Here is a 16949-nt window from a genome sequence, read left to right on the forward strand (position 1 = left end):
CCATGCAGAAGCCAAATTTCTTCATGATTTCAGCACCCAAACAGATCGTTCCAAAAAACGAACCCCATGAAGCACAGCACCAGAAGCAACCCGGCCCGATAGGCCATTTCCATCATCCGTTCCGACACCGGACGGCGAATGACAGCCTCCACCCCGTAGAACAAGAGGTGACCGCCGTCGAGGGGGGGAATCGGCAAAAGGTTCAGAATTCCGATGCCAACGGATAGCAGTGCAACCAGCTGCACCAGCCATTCGAATCCCAGTTTCGCAGCCCTGCCCGCCATGTCGGCTATCTTCACCGGACCGCCCAGCTGACATTTGTCTTCGCGCCCGACAACAAAGCGCTGCAGGAACTGGCCGGTGCGCTGGATGACGTGACCGGTTTCCTCGACCGCCGCCGCGACCGCTCCGACCGGCGTGTAGGTGATGAGCCTCGGCTGGCCGAGTTCCTTGTTGTTGACGACACCGATCACGGCGACCTTGACCTTGTTGCCGAGCGCGTCTTCCTGCTCCATCAGCCGCGGCGCCGCGGTCACAGTGACCTCCTGGCCGTCGCGCAGCATGACGAAGGTGATTGCGTCGTCGGCACGGCCCGAGACCAGGCGTTGGACGTCGCCAAAGGTTTCGACCTTGTTGCCGTCGACGCTGACGAATCGGTCGCCGGGAAGGATGCCGGCCTTCGCCGCCGGGCTGTCGGCTGTCACCTCGGCCACCATGGGCTCCGCGACATAACGGCCATAGGCGGTGAACAGCACAGCAAAGACGACGATCGTCAGCAGGAAATTGAACAGCGGTCCGGCCACCACTGTCGCCGCGCGCTTCCAGATCGGCTGCGTGTGAAAGGCGACCTTGCGCTCCTCCTCCGTCAGCGTTCCGAGTTCTTCCGACGTGGGCTGGCTCGAGGTGGCGTTCATGTCGCCGACGAATTTGACATAGCCGCCAAGCGGTATCGCACACAGTTTCCAGCGCGTGCCGTGGCTGTCGTTGAAGCCGAAAAGTTCCGGGCCGAAGCCGATCGAGAAGGCCCTGACACCGATGCCGCACCAGCGCCCGACAAGGTAATGGCCCATTTCATGGACGAACACGACCACTGTCAGCACGAAGAGGAATGGCACCAGCGTGCCCAGGACAAAGCCTTCTGTGCTGAAAAGCGCGTGAAGAATCTCGTTCAAGACAAACCCTCAAATTCTTCCACGGCGCAGACTGCGCCGTGACTGTGACACCAATCCGGGCGAATCCAAGGCGCACCGCGCATAGGACCCTGAAATGACATCGCTCAAACGGGAAACAGACCCTGCGCCGGATGATCGGCGTTCGCCGAAATCCAGCCGATGACGTATAGGGCGAATGCCGCTGCGACAAGCCCGTCGACACGATCCATGACGCCGCCATGGCCCGGGATGAGCGCCCCCGAATCCTTGCGGCCATGGCGGCGCTTGATCCAGGATTCGAAAAGGTCGCCTGCCTGCGAGACAATCGACAGCACGAGCGCGACCAAGCCGAGCAATACCAGATTGCCGACACCGGCAGCTGCGGCGAGGACCAGCCCGGCGACGACGCCGCCGACAGCGCCGCCGAGTGCGCCGCTGCGCGTCTTGCCGGGCGAGATCGCCGGCGCCAGTTTCGGCCCCCCAACGGCGCGCCCCACGAAATAGGCAAGGATATCGGTGGCCCAGACGACCGCGAACAGGAACAGGATGGCAATGAGGCCTGAACGATCGCCATCCCGCAGCAAGGCGAGCGACAGGCCCGAAACCGCGGCATAGGCAAGGCCGCTCGCATCCCATTGTCCGGTCTTGCGAACCGAGGCGGCTATCGCCGTTGCGGCAACAATGGCCGCCACAAGCGGTAGCAGCCAGGAGGAGGCCAGGCCGCCAATCAAGGCGCCAATGAAGACAACCAGCAGTGCTTCCGGCAGGAAACCCAGACCCGTTGCCCCGGTTGGCCGCGACATGCGGGTCCATTCATAGAAGATCGCCGCTACGATCACGGCACACAGCAGCCGGAACGGCAAACCGCCGATCCAGGTCAAGCCGAGAGTGATGATGGCGAGCACGATCGCCGAAACGATACGGAGTTGAAGATTGCTCATCCCGCGGCCGGTCGCGAAGCGACGTCCTGGCCTCCAAGTCCGCCGAAACGGCGTTCGCGGCCAGCAAACTCACGCAAAGCTTCCGCAAGGTGCTCGCGGCTGAAGTCGGGCCAATAGCAAGGCAGGAAGACGAGTTCGCTATAGGCGGCTTGCCACAGAAGGAAGTTTGACAACCGAAGCTCGCCGCTGGTGCGGATGACGAGTTCCGGGTCGGGAATGCCTTGCGTATCAAGCGCGCCGGCAAAACTTTCGGCTGATATCGCCTCGGCGTCGAGTTCGCCACGCGCCACGGCCGCCGCAAGCTTTTGTGCCGTGCGAACGATTTCGTCTCGTCCGCCATAGTTGAAGGCGATCACCAGCGTCAGCGATTCGTTTGCGGCCGTCAGCGTTTCGGCCTCATCGAGCAGTCCCCTGATATCAGACTGCAGCCCTGCCCGGTCGCCGATGATTCTAACCCGCACACCGCTCTGGTGCAGTTCGGCAAGGTCACGGCGGATGAACATTTTCAAGAGGCCCATCAGGTCGCTGACCTCGGACTTCGGCCGCGACCAATTCTCCGACGAGAAAGCATAGACGGTCAGGTAGGAAATGCCGAGCCCAGGTGCCGCGCGCACCGTCTTGCGCAGCGCCTCGACACCGGCACGGTGGCCCGCAAGACGGGGCATGCCGCGCGCCTTGGCCCAGCGTCCGTTTCCGTCCATGATGATCGCGACATGCGCGGGCGTTGCCATGTTCTCGCTTTCGGGTCAGCCGGCGGCCATGACCCTAAACCTGCATGATTTCAGCTTCCTTATCGGAAAGCAGGTGGTCGATGGTGCTGATCGTCTCGTCGGTAAGTTTCTGGACCTGGTCCGAGCGCTTGCGCTGATCGTCTTCGCTGATGTCGCCGTCCTTCTCCGCCTTCTTCAGGAAGTCCATGCCGTCGCGGCGCACATGGCGCGCGGCGACACGGGCGTTCTCGGCGTAGGTGTGCGAGATCTTGACCAGTTCCTTGCGGCGCTGTTCGTTGAGTTCGGGAAGCGGAATCCTGAGGTTGGTGCCGTCTACGATCGGGTTGAACCCCAAATTGGATTCGCGGATCGCACGGTCGACCGCGCCAACCATCGACTTGTCCCATACCGATACCGAGATCATGCGCGGCTCCGGCACCGAGACGTTGGCGACCTGATTGATCGGCATGGTGGTGCCGTAGGCCTGCACCTGGATCGCATCGAGCAGATTGCTGGAGGCGCGACCGGTCCGCAGCGAGGCCAGATCATGCTTGAACGCGGCAATAGCCCCATCCATGCGCCGCTTGAGATCGTCGTACTCACCACTCATCTTTATCTCCTCGACCCGTCTAATGCGGGCTCACTGCTTCGGGGCCGTCTTCGAATCGAACTTTCGAAAACCGGCTTCCCTTTTCGGGTCAGGTCGCCGATCAATCGTCCGCGACGACCGTGCAGCGGCCGCCGCCCCTCAGAATATCGCCGAAACCACCTTTTTCGTGGATCGAATAGACGATTATCGGAATGTTGTTTTCGCGCGCAAGTGCAATCGCAGCAGTATCCATGATGGAAAGGCCGCGATTTATGACTTCGCCATGGCTGATGCGCTCGAAGCGCGTCGCACTGGAGTCCTTTTTCGGGTCCGCCGAGTAGACGCCGTCGACCTGAGTGCCCTTGAACAGAGCGTCGGCGCCGATTTCAGCCGCACGGAGGGCGGCGGCCGAATCAGTGGTGAAGAACGGATTGCCGGTGCCGCCGGCAAAGATCACCACCTTGCCCTGGTTCATGTAGGCGGTCGCCTGGCGCTGCGAAAAGCTCTCGCAAAGTTCGGGCATGGCGATCGCCGAAAGCACCACGGCGTCGACGCCGATCTTGTTCAATGACGTGCGCAGCGCCAACGAGTTGATCACCGTGGCAAGCATGCCCATGTGGTCGCCGGTGACACGGTCGCCGCCCTTGGAGGCAACGGCCACGCCGCGAAAAATGTTGCCGCCGCCGATGACAACGCCGACCTCGATGCCCAATGCACGCGCCTCGGCGATGTCGCCGGCGATGCGATCCACCACTGAAACGTCGATGCCGAAATGCTGCTCGCCCATCAGTGCTTCGCCCGACGCTTTCAGCAAGACACGTCGGTAGAGGGGCTTCACCGTCATCTGGGCCTCTTCATTTGCATGTGGCGCGTTCCGGGTGGCTTCTCTGGCGCAGGCGCGCAATCCCAAACAAGGGCTTGCCTAAACTCCACGGGCGCCGCTTTTTCCCGGGGCGCCCAAACGGCAAATTGCCGGTTTCCCGTCCCATCAATCAATTGGTGGACACGCTGGCCGACTCTCCTTCGATAAGCACCGGTGACGCGTAGTTGGAGGGCTTGTCGCCGGTTGTCGCGCCGCCGGTAACGCGCGCCTGTATCTGTGAACCGAAATAGGAATAGGGAAACGGCGCTGGAGTTCTGCTGGCTCTCTCCAGCCGGTCGCGATGCGCTTTCGGAATCTCGAAATCCAGCGCACCAAGATTGTCATGCATTTGGCTGAGCGTCGTCGCACCGAGGATGACGGTTGCGATCCCCGGCTGCGTCGCCACCCAGTTGAGCGCGACCTGAGGCATGCTGCGGCCGATCTCGGATGCGACCTTCTCGAGTTCGGCCACGATAGCCCAGTTGCGTTGCGTGAACTTTTGGAAACCCGGATGCGTCGAGTTGCGAAATCCGTCGAGGCGGCCGTTTCCGGTCTGGGCCGGTCGATACTTGCCGCTCAGCAAACCGCTGGCCAGCGGGCTCCACACCATGATGCCGGCGCCATGGCGCGTGCCGAATGGCACGAACTCGTTCTCGATCGCGCGTTCGGCCAGCGAATATTCGAGCTGTAGCGCCGAAACCGGCTCATATCCTCGCAATTCGGCGATCGCCTGTGCGCGGCCCGCATACCAGGCGGGCACATCGGAAAGGCCGACATGGCGCACCTTGCCCATCCGGACCAGGTCGTCCAGCGTGCGCATGACCTCTTCAGCCGGGGTCAGCCTGTCCCAGACATGCATGAGATAGAGATCGATATAGTCGGTCCCCAACCGTTTCAGCGAAGCATCGACGGCCCGCATGATGTTCTTGCGGCCGTTGCCGCCAGCATTCGGATTGCCGGGCTGCATGTTCATGGTGAACTTGCTGGCTATCACCGCCGTGTCGCGCAGCCCGCGCTCGGCGATGAATTCACCAAGCCAGGCTTCGGCCGTGCCATCTGTGTAGAGATCCGCCGTGTCGAAGACATTGCCGCCCGCCTCGACATAGGCGTCGAAAATCGCCCGCGCCGTATCCCTGTCGGCTCCCCAGCCCCATTCCTTGCCGAAAGTCATCGTGCCCAGTGCCAGTCGGCTGACCCTAAGGCCGCTGTTGCCAAGAGTGTAGTAGGTCATGGTCATGATCGTCTTCCAATGCTTGGTGATAGATACCCCCGCGCGTCACTGGCCCGGAGTGTTCTTGACCCAGGGATTGCCGCGCTCGTGTGTCATGTGGAACGCGAAGCCATCGACCTTCCAGCCATCCGCAAAACGCGTCAGGTGATGCTCATAGGTGCCCCAGACCTCCCAAAGCGGGTCGCCATTGCCTTCCATCCGGTTCCAAGCATAGCCGTTCGACAGGACAGTCGCCGTGTCCGCCTTGAGAGCGACCTGGTGATTGGTGCGCAGATGCAGGCTTGTCTTGCTGCCCTTGAGGTTGGCCGCCCAAGCGCCAACCAGATCGTCGGAAGCGATGTTGGCCGCCGGCTGTCCGGAGAGACTGCTGAAGTCGGCGGTGATCCGATCCGCAAAATAGCCGCGTGCAAGTTTCCAGTCCTGGGCGTCAACGGCCCGGTCGATGGCATCGGCAATGCGAATGACCGCGCGTTCGTCTGCAAGGGCCCGCCAGTCTGATGGCTCCGCCCCACCGGCATCCATCGGCGCCAACGCCATGCCTGCCGTGAAAGTTACGTGCTTTAACGTGTTCATGTCTCGTCTCCTCAGTGCCATCAGCCGATCGCCGATGAGTTGGCGACAATGTGGACCACCGCCTTGGCATCGATAAGGTTGCATTGTTCGCAAAGACCATGCGATATCATTCATGAATGGATCGCGATCTGCTCAGCCATCTTCCGGTCGTGGTCGCCGTTGCCCGGCGCGGCGGCTTCGCGCTTGCCGCCGCCGAACTCGGCATGAGCCCTTCGGCGGTCAGCCATGCGGTGCGCATTGTCGAAGAGCGGATCGGCCAGCCCTTGTTCGCCCGCACGACGCGCAGCGTTTCGCTCACCGAGACCGGCAAGGCGCTGGTGGAAACGGCGGCTCCGGCCCTCCAGGATATTGCCGAGCGGATGGACCGCATCCGCAGCGTCAAAGGCAGGCCGTCTGGCCTGCTCAGGATCAACGCCTCCAACATAGCGATACCATTGGCGGTGACGCCGGTGGTCGCGGCGATGGCCGAGCGCTATCCGGAGGTTACGGTCGAGGTCTTCGCTGACCAGGGTCTGGTTGATATCGTCGGCGAAGGCTTCGATGCCGGCGTCCGGCTTGGCGAGATGATCGCTCAGGACATGGTTGCGGTCCGGCTGACGCCGCCATTCTCCGTCGTCATCGTCGCCTCGCCCGCCTATATCGGAAGGCACGGCCGTCCCGGCGGCGTTGCCGACCTGGCGAACCACAATTGTATCGGCTACCGGCTCGTCCGCTCCGGTGCGCTCTATCGCTGGGATTTGATCGAGGATGGCAAGGACATCGCCATGGAGACGCGGGGCAGCGTTGTCGTGACGGATTCGCTCGCAGCAATCGATCTTGCGCTTGCAGGCGTCGGGCTTGCCTATGTGTTCGAGCCGCTGGCGCGCGCCGATCTTGCCGCGGGCCGCCTCGTCCAGGTGCTGCCGCAGACGGCGATCGAGGAACCGGGGCTATTCCTCTATTTCCCTCGCCGGGCGGCGATGGCGCCGAAGCTCAGGGCCTTTATCGACACCGCACAAGAAATCGGCCGGGCCTCCTTGCGGACACCCGGCCGAGTTGCCTGAGTTCGTGAGCCCTGGAAAGGGCTATTTCTTGACCGCTGCAGCGACTTCCGCGGCGAAATCGGTCTCTTCCTTCTCGATGCCCTCGCCCAGCGCAAAGCGCAGGTAGGCGGTGATCTTGGCCGGCGCACCAATCTCCTTCTCGGCATCCTTCAGCGCCTTCTCGACAGTGATGTCGGGATTGAGCACGAAGGCCTGCTTCAGGAGCACGACTTCCTCGTAGAACTTGCGCAGACGGCCCTCGACCATCTTCTCGATGATCGCTTCCGGCTTGCCGGACTGGCGCGCCTGGTCGGAGAAGATCGCCTTCTCGCGTTCGACCGCGGCCGGATCGATCTGCTCTGCCGTCAGCGCCAGAGGGTTGGTGGCGGCAACATGCATGGCCACCTGGCGGCCAAAGGCGTTGGCGGCATGCTCATTGCCCGTGGTCTCGATCGCGACCAGCACGCCGAGTTTGCCAAGGCCGTCGGCAACGGCGTTGTGGACGTAGGTAGCGACAGCGCCGTGCGGAACGGTGAGCTTGGCCGAGCGGCGGAAGCCCATGTTTTCGCCGATGGTGCCGACAGCGTCCTTGATTGTGTCGGCGACAGACTTGTCCGAACCCGGATACTTTGCGGCGACCACAGCCTCCGTCGTGCCATAGGCCAGCGCAACCTTGGCAACGTTGGCGACGATTTCCTGAAACGCGGCGTTGCGGGCCACGAAGTCGGTCTCGGAATTGACTTCCACGACGGCAGCTTCGCGCACGCCATTGTCGACGCCGATCAGACCTTCAGCCGCGGTGCGGCCAGCCTTCTTGTCGGCCTTGGAGATACCCTTCTTGCGCAGCCAGTCGACGGCCTCTTCCATGTTGCCGTTGGTCTCGGTCAACGCGGCCTTGCAATCCATCATGCCCGCGCCGGTCAAGTCGCGGAGTTCTTTGACCTGTGCAGCCGAAATGCTCATTGTCGCCTCTTTGTTTTAAATGCACCGACGCACCATCGGTATTCGATGGTGCGTCTGTTTAGCGTGCCAGAATATGAGAAAGATGAAGGCCGCAAACCGGCCTTCGATTATCAAGCGTCGGGAGCTTCCGACGCCGGAGCCGGAGCCGGGTCGAGCGCGGGTTCGACCGGAGCTTCGACCGAAGCGCCGATGTCGACGCCGAGCGCGCCCTGCTGGCGGGCGATGCCGTCGATCGCAGCCTTGGCGATCAGATCGCAATAGAGCTGGATGGCGCGGGCCGCGTCGTCATTGCCGGGGATCGGGAAGTCGATCTTGTCCGGATCGCAGTTCGAATCGATGATGGCGACGACCGGGATGCCGAGGCGCTTGGCCTCGAGGATGGCGATCGCTTCCTTGTTGGTGTCGATGACGAACATCAGGTCGGGCGTCGAGCCCATGTCCTTGATGCCGCCCAGCGCCTTGTCGAGCTTCTCGCGCTCGCGGTCGAGGTTGAGGCGTTCCTTCTTGGTCAACCCTTGCGCCTCGCCGGCCAGCATCTCGTCGAGCTTGCGCAGGCGCTGGATCGAGTTCGAGATCGTCTTCCAGTTGGTCAGCATGCCGCCGAGCCAACGCGAGTTGACATAATACTGAGCCGAACGCTGTGCCGCATCGGCGACGATGTCGGAGGCCTGGCGCTTGGTGCCGACGAACAGCACGCGGCCGCCCTTGGCGACGGTGTCGGAAACCTGCTTCAGCGCCTGGTGCAGCAAAGGCACCGTCTGCGACAGGTCGATGATGTGGATGTTGTTGCGGGCGCCATAGATGTAGGGCGCCATCTTCGGGTTCCAGCGGTGGGTCTGGTGGCCGAAGTGAATGCCAGCTTCCAAAAGCTGGCGCATGCTGAAATCAGGCAGTGCCATTCAAAGTTCCTTTCCGGTTAGCCTCCACGGACACAGGCATTTTTGGACTTTGTCCTCGAACGCCACCGGAGGTTTCAGCCGGATTTCTCCCGGGCAGACACCAAAGTCCGTGTGTGGAATGAGCGCGCATATAGAGGGGATGCGCGATAAACGCAAGCGCCGCAGGATCCGTGGTGTTGCGTGCGACGATCCCCGCCCTGCCGTCAGCGCTTGACCTTGCCGTTCGGCACCCGCACCCGCCGGAAGACCGCGACGATCTCCTCGCGGCTGCATTCGATAGCGCCGAGCCGCACCGCACGATCACGCTCGAAGCCCGTTATGTCATAATGCGGCGCCGAAGTCTTGGGCGGTCCCTGGTACGATGAACGCTTGACGCCGAGCCGGGCGGCAAAGCGATGCAACTCGTCGGTGTCGTCGGCCAACAGATGGCACCAGCGATGGCCGGCCCAGTTCCAGATCGCTGCGTCGACATAGACTGCCATGAGGCTTGCCGTATTCCTTCATCTTGCGCCGACAGGCACTCGTCTAGCGATGATAGAAGGGATTCAGATAGAAAATGAAGCCGCCGCCGGCCTCGACTTCAGCCACGGTGCTGGTGATTGTGTCCTGCATGCGACGATGCAACTCGGCAACCGCATCGTCGATCGAGCCGGCATACTCATGCAGGCCCAGCGCCTCCGGCACCCGGATATGGGCGCAACGCGGTCCGGCCGGCTGCGGAATGAACCGGTTGATCGTGTCACGCAGTCCGCCCCGGCAATAGTCGTTGCGGACCCGCTTCAGATGTTCGGCGATCTCTTCCAGGCTGATGCGCGGGTTGGCCGCGGCCCAGGGCCCGACGCGTTGCAGCCTCTGAATCGTGTCGGCGAGCGCGCGGACCTGCTTTCGGCCTTCCGCATCGCCACTGTTTTCGCGCTGCCAACGACGCGCCCGCCGCAGAAGTTCGGTTGCGTCGGTGACATCAGTGTCGGGCGATATGCTTTCGCCGAGTCGGCGGCCGAGTTCAGCAACCAACGCCTGCTGGCGCTCGGCATAGGTTGCGCCTTCGTCGGATGGCATGCCCGATGCTGCTTCATCGCGGGCCAGCAGCGTCGAATAGACATGGTGGATGCGCTGCGGCAGCGTGTCGGTCGCAAGGCGTTCTATTTTCAGGCTTTTCTCGACATAGGCGCATTCCTTCGCCAGCGCCGCTTCGACATTCCCGGTGAAGGCAAGCTTCCAGACGACTGGCGCGATCCAGACCTTGAAATCCGGATCCGTGGCCCGGCCGCGCTTGAGGGCCTCAAGCCCCATCTCGACGGCACCCGGCAGCAAAGGCGCAACGATGTTGGCATGCCAGCCAACGCCGCCTTCGGGATGCAGCAGCACGCCATGGCCTTTCAAGGCCCAGGCGACGGAGTGTTCCTTGGCTGCCCCGCTGTTGCCCGGAATCTGGGCGATCAGATTGTTGGCCAGCCAGAACTTCTGCATCAGCCGGCCAAGGCCGTTGACGACACCATTGGTTGCCCATGAGGCCGTGAGCGGGCTGACCTGCGACACAATCTCCTTGTCGATCATCCAGTCGGTGAAGAACTCGGGATGATTGGGCGTGATGAAGGTCGCCTTCCCTGCCCCGCAACTGGCCTTCAGCCGCTCAAGATCGGCGTCGGGAAAGTCGATATGGCGGACATTGGCGACGCCGCGAAGACCGGCCAGGCGATTGAACGGCAACAGATCCCGAAATCCGGGAATGCCGCGCAGCATGACGATCCGGTTGACGGATGTCATGGCCCTGATCAGTGCCGGGTTGGGCCGCGGCGCGACAAATGTATCGATCCTGCTCAAGCTGATCCCCCTCGCGCCTGGACGCTGGGAGAGGTTGAGAGACGATTGCGGCACGTTCAAGTCGATCGCAACGACCACGCCGTGTCGTGGTAAATCAACTGCCTAGACCGGCACTATTTGGCGGGGCAGGGTTTCGTCTGGTCGAACAGCGACAGGTTGACCAGCTTGCCGGTCATCGAGAAGTCGCCATAGTCCATGACGAGATCGCGGGTGATGCCGTTCTCATGCAGCTTGAAGCTGATACGGTATTCCGGCACCTCTTCGCCCGTCTTGTTGGTGTCGTCGAAATAGGCGATGTCGACCGGCCAGTATTTGTCCGTGGCGAGCTTTGCCAGTGCCGAAGCTTCCGGGTCGGCCTTGTCGGCATCGGTTTTCTTGCCGACCACGACAGTGGTGGTCATCACCTTGTTGGCGTCTTCGGAACCGTCGAACAGGTTCGTTTCGTAAAAATTCTCGCCTTTTTCGGCCTTGCCGATCAGCTCGACCAGGTGCTGGGTCGGAAATTGGGTTGTCGCCAGCTCGACGCTGTTCTTTTCAGGCTTGTCGATGTCGACCTTCAGGCCCTTGGTCTCTTTCGTGGCGATGCCCTTGACCTCCTTGTCGAGGTTCTGGTCGACGAAGGATTTTGTCACGAACGAAAAAGTCTTGCCTTCGGCGTCCTCGAAAGTGGTCGTCTGCTGGTCGGTCAACCTGGTGTTGTCGGCGGTGACGATCTGGGTGACGAAGCGGAATTTCACCGTATAGCCTTCGCAGGCCGAGCCATTGAACTCATAGACCATGCGGCCGGATATGCCCGTGATGCCGGACTGATCGGAAGCCTTTTTCAGGGTAAGATCGTAGACGGCGCGGTGGGCTTGCAGCGCCGGCGCGGCAAAGGCAGGGCCTATCGAGAGGGCTCCCGACAACAGGACGGCATGGAATGCGAGGCGCGTTGCGCGCATGAGGTACTCCGATCGTCGCGACTGATGGCAGGCCGCAGGGAAAGATGGTCCAGCTTAAAAAAAGTCGTGGCGGAAGCGAGGCAAAAATAGCAATTTCGGCCCGGCCGGCGCGGCGTCACCAAGCAATAGGGAAATACCATGAGTGAAACAATCGAAAAGCGGCTAAGTGATCTGGGTGTGACGCTTCCCGTCGCCGCCGCGCCCGCCGCCAACTACGTGCCCTATTGCCGGACCGGCAATCTGCTGTTCACCGCCGGGCAATTGCCGCTCAAGGACGGCAAGCTGCAGGCGAGCGGGCTGTTAGGTCGCGATCTGGATACGGCAGGCGGCAAGGACGCGGCAAAATACTGCGCGATCAACATCCTGGCGCAGGCCAAGGCAGCACTCGGCGACCTCGAGAAGATTAGCCGTCTGGTGAAGATCACCGTTTTCGTCGCCTCGGCACCTGAGTTCGTCGAGCAGCATCTGGTTGCCAACGGCGCCTCCGATTTCCTGGTGGCGGCCCTTGGCGAACGTGGCAAGCATGCGCGCTCCGCCGTCGGCACCGCCTGCCTGCCGCTTAATGCCGCAGTGGAAATCGAAGCCATCTTCGAAGTCGAATGAGCCAGGGGACAGATATGACCGACCTATCCTGGCTGACCGCCCGGCCCGTCGCCCATCGCGGCTTCCACGACATGAACAAGACTCGCTGGGAAAACACGCTGTCGGCCTTCGCCGCGGCCGCCGAGCGCGGCTATGCCATCGAATGCGACGTGCACCTGTCGTCCGACCGTGTTCCCGTCATCATCCATGACGGCGATCTCAAGCGCCTGACCGGCCAGGATGGTTTCGTCTGGCAGCGTACCGCAACTGAACTCGCGGCGCTCAGGGTCGGTGGCACGGCGGACCATGTGCCGACGCTGCAGGAAGCGCTCGACCTGGTGAACGGCCGCGTGCCATTGGTGGTCGAGTTGAAAGGCACGCCCGGCTATGACGAAGGCCTGGTGGCAAGCGTCGGCAAGATGCTCAAGCGCTACAAGGGCAAAGCGGCGATCATGTCGTTCGACCACTGGCTGGTCCGCGATTTTCCGAAGGACGCGCCGGGTATCCCAGGGGGGCTCACCGCCTACGGCAAGGACGTTGGGCTGATCGAGGCGCATTTCGCCATGCTGGCGCATAAGATCGCCTTCACCTCCTATGCCGCAGGCGACCTGCCGAACCCATTCGTCAGCTTCGTGCGCGAAAAGCTGAAAATGCCTGTTATCACCTGGACGGTGCACGACCAGCCGGCGGTCGACCTGACCTTCAGATATGCCGACCAGATGACGTTCGAGGGGTTCGAGCCCGATCTGGTCAAAGTCGCATGAGTGTCTGAAACGTGACTTGTACCAGGCCGGACGGAGCTTAAATAAGCCTCATGGATCAGGGCGACGAGGGCGACGGACAAACGGCCAATGCGGACTATTCGATCCGCGTCGCCGCCGGCATCGGCGCCTTCACCTGTGATGAATGGAACGGCTTTGCCGGAACTGCGCGCGGAGATTCAGAAACCAGTTACAATCCTTTGGTTTCCTTCGCTTTTCTAAGTGCGCTCGAAGATTCTGGATGCGCCGTGCGGCGTACCGGCTGGCAGGGCCATCACCTCAGGCTGGAGGACGGGCAAGGCAGATTGCTGGGCGCGGTGCCCTGTTATCTCAAATCGCACAGCCAGGGCGAATATGTGTTCGATCATGGCTGGTCGGATGCCTTCGAGCGCGCCGGCGGCCGTTACTACCCCAAACTGCAAAGTGCCGTGCCGTTCTCCCCGGTCACCGGCCCTCGCCTGCTGGTCAGTAAAGGCGAGGACAGCGCCAAAGTAAAGGCCGGTCTCGTGGCGGGCCTGAAGGCGGTGACGCAAAAACTCGGCGTCTCTTCCGCGCATGTCACCTTCGCGCAAGAGAGCGATGTGGAGGTGCTGGAAGCGGCAGGCTTCCTGCACCGCACCGACCAGCAATTCCATTTCTTCAACGAAGGCTTTTCGACCTATGACGACTTCCTCGCCACCCTTGCCTCGCGCAAGCGAAAGGCGATGAAGAAGGAAAGGCGTGAAGCGCTTGCCCCAGGCATTTCGATCGACCGGCTGACCGGCAAGGACCTCACGGAGAAGGCCTGGGACGATTTCTTCGCCTTCTACATGGACACCGGCAGCCGCAAATGGGGTCGGCCCTATCTCAACCGTCAATTCTTCTCGCTGATCGGCGAACGCATGGCCGACGACATCCTGCTGGTGATGGCGAGGCGCAACGGGCGATACATTGCCGGGGCCATCAATTTCATCGGCTCCGACGCACTCTATGGCCGCAACTGGGGCTGTATCGAGGACCATCCCTTCCTGCATTTCGAGGTCTGCTATCACCAGGCGATCGACTTCGCCATCGAGCGCAAGCTGAAGGTGGTGGAGGCGGGCGCGCAGGGCGAGCACAAGCTGGCGCGCGGCTACCGGCCGGTGACCATGCATTCCGCGCACTACATTGCACACCCAGGCCTGCGCAATGCCGTCGCCGATTATCTCAGGCGTGAACGCCACGAGGTGGAGCGGATGAGCGAATATCTCGAGGGGCACACCCCGTTCCGCAAGGATCTGGAGGAGTAGCAACAGGGCTGCCTGACGAGCAGGGCTGACTTCGCCCGATCGTCTTGTCGATTTTCCACCGTTTCGCTACACGAAAGGCACAATCCGGAGCGTTCACCATGACTGAGGCCGCCTACGATACCGACAACATCTTCGCCAAGATCCTGCGCGGCGAAATTCCTTCGCACCGCGTCTACGAGGACGCAGCGGTCATCGCCTTCATGGATGTGATGCCGCAGGGGCCGGGCCATACGCTGGTGTTGCCGAAGGCGCCATCGCGCAACCTGCTCGACGCCGACCCGTCAATTTTCGGCCATCTCTTGAACGTCGTTCAGAAAGTGGCGCTGGCGGTGAAAAAGGCCTTTGGCGCCGACGGCGTCACCATCATGCAGTTCAATGAGCCGGCATCGGGGCAAACCGTCTATCATCTGCATGTACATGTCATTCCGCGCTTCGACGGCATCCCGCTGAAGTCGCACACGGGAGGAATGGAGAAGCCGGAGGTGCTGACCGAAAATGCCGAAAAGATCCGGACTGCGCTCAAAAATTGAGAGCGAGAGGTCAGCCGATGTGGCGGACCGGGTAGCGCCGTTTAGCCGAGAAGACGATTCTAGTGCCCGGCCGTGCCGGCGCCGGGACTCAACCGTTTGCAACTCTAATCGTCTGATTAGGAAATATTGAACCGTCTCACGGTAAAACAGTAACGGCGTGGCGAGCTGTGGGGCTTCAAAACCATGGAAGATTCGGTTGCGGCATCGGCCCCGCTGACGGGGGCAATTTTCGGACGTGCTTTTCTTGGTATCTTGGCGGATGCCTTTTGGCGACACCGGCTGCTGCACGCTATGGCTGCCGCTGCGCTGCTTCTGGCAAGCGCAGTCGGGTGGCACACTGGAAACATGCCGGATTTCGGCGTTCTGGAGGAATACGCCGAGTATCTTTTCATCGCCTTCTGGATTTGCGGCTCAGCCCTTGCACTTGGGACGCTTTTCCACCTTGCGCTGGTCCAGCGGGATACCGAACCGCTGCACACCTTCCTCAAGTCACTGGGTAGATTCTTTGGCGATGCCGAACGCATTGCCAACAGCCTGAATGGCCTGGGTGCAGGTCTTGCCTTCATATCCGCGATCGGTGTGTTGAAGGGAGCCATTGCAATCCTCTCTCCGTTTGCATGGGACAAAGCATTGGCTCACGCCGATCGCATCCTGCATTTCGGTCGAGCCCCGCACGAATGGTTGTGGTTTGTCGTCCAGTCGCCGCTTGCGTTGAAGATCATCAACATCGCGTACAATTTCTGGTTCGTCGTGCTCATCACCACGGTTTTCACCGTGTGCATCACACGCAAGGATACGAAGCTGCGTCACCAGTTCCTGATGAGCTTCATGACGATGTGGACGCTGGGTGGCTTCTTCCTCGCGATGGGCCTGTCGTCGGCTGGCCCTTGCTTTTACGAGCGATTGGGGTTCGGCAACGACTTTCACCCCCTCATGCAAGCACTTGCCGTTGCCGATCGCGTCTATCCGATCTGGGCGCTCAGCACGCAGGATATGCTGTGGAGTGGCTATACCGGCGCAACTACCGGCAGCGTCGGTATATCCGCCTTCCCATCCCTGCACGTTGCGATGGCGGTGCTGTTCGCCCTCTACGCAACACGGCGGTCTCGGCTGGCCGGTCTTGTGATGTGGTTATTCGCCGGCGTCATTATGGTCGGTTCCGTCGTACTTGGCTGGCACTATGCCGTGGATGGCTATGCGGGTGCATTCCTGATGATCGCGATCTGGAAGGCGTGCGGATATTTGGTGACACGTTTCGCGTCGGACCGCATGGCCGCTGAAATCGAGAGCTCCACCATGCAATCGCCGGCCGTATGCGGGCTGTAAATTCGCCGATCTGGACGAACCCGCCTGCGGCGGCCATGCCGGTCAAAACGGCTCAAGGGCCGCGCTGGATGGGTTGAATAGTTTCTGAAACGCTGTTGGATACGGTGCTAAGCTGCTCTGCGATCGTATCCGCGCATTGCCCAGGGCTGAGGAGCGAGGTGTCGACTTCCAGATCGTACACGCCTGGGCGGTGGACTTCTTCTTGCCACAGACGCACGGGCAGCGGGACGGGATCATCGGGCGAGCCGGTTACATATCCCTTGTCTGCCGCGCTGGCCGCACGCCTTTCCATGATGATTTCCAGCGGGCAGCGAACACCGACAAACAGCACCGGCAGACCTACAAGCCGGCGCGCGCAATCGGCCACAATGTGAAGTGGTCTCGAATAGGCATCGTGATGGCCGACATCCGCAACGACATTCAGCTCCAACCGGCTATGAGCGGCTATCGATTCGTAGAGCGCGGCGTATAATCCGGGCACGAGGGCCTCAAGGTCCGGACGCTCGCCGCCAGGCCGCAATCCTATCCCAGGCCGATAGCGTGCCGGCGTGGCCTGCTCGTAGACGTCGACACCGAGATTGAGCCAGACGCCATCGAAGCTCTCCTGAACAGCTCTGGCGATGCTTGATTTTCCCGATCTCGGTGCACCGTTCAGAATGATGACCTGCCCGGCCATGCGTCCTCCCGCTCCAATGAAAAAAGCCCCGTTTTGAACTGACCCCCGAAAGTTGGACACAACCTTCGGGGGTTTTGCATGTCCAAATACAGCGAGAGTT

19 protein-coding genes are annotated in these 16949 nt (G+C 61.5%); 6 read left to right on the forward strand and 13 right to left on the reverse strand.

Going from position 1 to position 16949, the window contains the following annotated elements:
- Positions 1-29: 29 nt before the first annotated feature.
- The 7 genes from rseP to NKI99_RS24040 form a co-directional block, all read right to left on the reverse strand.
- A complete protein-coding gene (gene rseP, locus NKI99_RS24010; protein WP_352612286.1) occupies positions 30-1172 on the reverse strand; it encodes an RIP metalloprotease RseP in 1143 nt (380 codons plus the stop codon).
- Positions 1173-1276: 104 nt separating this feature from the next.
- On the reverse strand, positions 1277-2092 hold the full coding sequence (locus NKI99_RS24015; RefSeq protein ID WP_023812929.1) for a phosphatidate cytidylyltransferase: 816 nt from the start codon (positions 2090-2092) through the stop codon (positions 1277-1279).
- Positions 2089-2823, reverse strand: a complete 735-nt coding sequence (locus tag NKI99_RS24020; protein ID WP_023812930.1) for an isoprenyl transferase — start codon at positions 2821-2823, stop codon at positions 2089-2091. The genes NKI99_RS24015 and NKI99_RS24020 overlap by 4 nt, the downstream gene beginning before the upstream one ends.
- A 34-nt stretch (positions 2824-2857) precedes the next feature.
- Positions 2858-3412: a ribosome recycling factor gene (gene frr / locus NKI99_RS24025; RefSeq protein WP_013531759.1), complete on the reverse strand. Its 555-nt coding sequence runs from the start codon at positions 3410-3412 to the stop codon at positions 2858-2860.
- 100 nt (positions 3413-3512) lie between these two features.
- Entirely contained in the window at positions 3513-4235 is a 723-nt protein-coding gene (pyrH, locus tag NKI99_RS24030) for a UMP kinase (RefSeq protein WP_352612288.1), read from the reverse strand.
- A gap of 148 nt (positions 4236-4383) precedes the next feature.
- A complete protein-coding gene (locus NKI99_RS24035; RefSeq protein WP_352612290.1) occupies positions 4384-5490 on the reverse strand; it encodes an aldo/keto reductase in 1107 nt (368 codons plus the stop codon).
- 39 nt (positions 5491-5529) lie between these two features.
- Entirely contained in the window at positions 5530-6057 is a 528-nt protein-coding gene (locus NKI99_RS24040; protein ID WP_128303617.1) for a nuclear transport factor 2 family protein, read from the reverse strand.
- Between the two features lie 116 nt (positions 6058-6173).
- Between NKI99_RS24040 and NKI99_RS24045 the strand changes: the two genes are divergently transcribed.
- A complete protein-coding gene (locus NKI99_RS24045) occupies positions 6174-7100 on the forward strand; it encodes a LysR family transcriptional regulator (protein ID WP_352612292.1) in 927 nt (308 codons plus the stop codon).
- 21 nt (positions 7101-7121) lie between these two features.
- Here the strand turns inward: NKI99_RS24045 and tsf are convergent, their stop codons facing one another.
- The 5 genes from tsf to NKI99_RS24070 form a co-directional block, all read right to left on the reverse strand.
- Positions 7122-8042, reverse strand: coding sequence for a translation elongation factor Ts (tsf, locus tag NKI99_RS24050; protein ID WP_128303615.1), 921 nt, complete (start codon positions 8040-8042; stop codon positions 7122-7124).
- Between the two features lie 110 nt (positions 8043-8152).
- Complete coding sequence (gene rpsB, locus NKI99_RS24055) at positions 8153-8941, reverse strand: 30S ribosomal protein S2 (protein WP_128303614.1); 789 nt, start codon at positions 8939-8941, stop codon at positions 8153-8155.
- Between the two features lie 203 nt (positions 8942-9144).
- Positions 9145-9423 carry a DUF4031 domain-containing protein gene (locus NKI99_RS24060; protein ID WP_023812938.1) on the reverse strand — a complete coding sequence of 93 codons (279 nt, stop codon included), beginning with the start codon at positions 9421-9423 and terminating at the stop codon, positions 9145-9147.
- Positions 9424-9466: 43 nt separating this feature from the next.
- Positions 9467-10765, reverse strand: coding sequence for a lysophospholipid acyltransferase family protein (locus NKI99_RS24065; protein WP_128303612.1), 1299 nt, complete (start codon positions 10763-10765; stop codon positions 9467-9469).
- 113 nt (positions 10766-10878) lie between these two features.
- Positions 10879-11706: a cell envelope integrity EipB family protein gene (locus tag NKI99_RS24070; protein ID WP_023812940.1), complete on the reverse strand. Its 828-nt coding sequence runs from the start codon at positions 11704-11706 to the stop codon at positions 10879-10881.
- Positions 11707-11844: 138 nt separating this feature from the next.
- Here NKI99_RS24070 and NKI99_RS24075 point away from each other — a divergent pair, with 138 nt between their 5' ends.
- From NKI99_RS24075 to NKI99_RS24095, 5 genes are all read left to right on the forward strand, one after another.
- Complete coding sequence (locus NKI99_RS24075; RefSeq protein WP_128303610.1) at positions 11845-12309, forward strand: RidA family protein; 465 nt, start codon at positions 11845-11847, stop codon at positions 12307-12309.
- Between the two features lie 14 nt (positions 12310-12323).
- Positions 12324-13052, forward strand: coding sequence for a glycerophosphodiester phosphodiesterase (locus tag NKI99_RS24080; protein WP_128303609.1), 729 nt, complete (start codon positions 12324-12326; stop codon positions 13050-13052).
- Positions 13053-13102: 50 nt separating this feature from the next.
- Positions 13103-14317: a GNAT family N-acetyltransferase gene (locus tag NKI99_RS24085; protein ID WP_352612294.1), complete on the forward strand. Its 1215-nt coding sequence runs from the start codon at positions 13103-13105 to the stop codon at positions 14315-14317.
- Between the two features lie 98 nt (positions 14318-14415).
- Complete coding sequence (locus tag NKI99_RS24090) at positions 14416-14847, forward strand: HIT family protein (RefSeq protein ID WP_128303607.1); 432 nt, start codon at positions 14416-14418, stop codon at positions 14845-14847.
- 183 nt (positions 14848-15030) lie between these two features.
- Complete coding sequence (locus NKI99_RS24095) at positions 15031-16173, forward strand: phosphatase PAP2 family protein (protein WP_352612296.1); 1143 nt, start codon at positions 15031-15033, stop codon at positions 16171-16173.
- Between the two features lie 52 nt (positions 16174-16225).
- On the opposite strand, the gene NKI99_RS24100 is transcribed toward NKI99_RS24095, so the two are convergent.
- Positions 16226-16849 carry a chloramphenicol phosphotransferase CPT family protein gene (locus tag NKI99_RS24100; protein ID WP_352612300.1) on the reverse strand — a complete coding sequence of 208 codons (624 nt, stop codon included), beginning with the start codon at positions 16847-16849 and terminating at the stop codon, positions 16226-16228.
- Between the last annotated feature and the right edge of the window lie 100 nt (positions 16850-16949).

The organism is Mesorhizobium sp. M0239 (assembly GCF_040321815.1).
Taxonomy (GTDB): domain Bacteria; phylum Pseudomonadota; class Alphaproteobacteria; order Rhizobiales; family Rhizobiaceae; genus Mesorhizobium.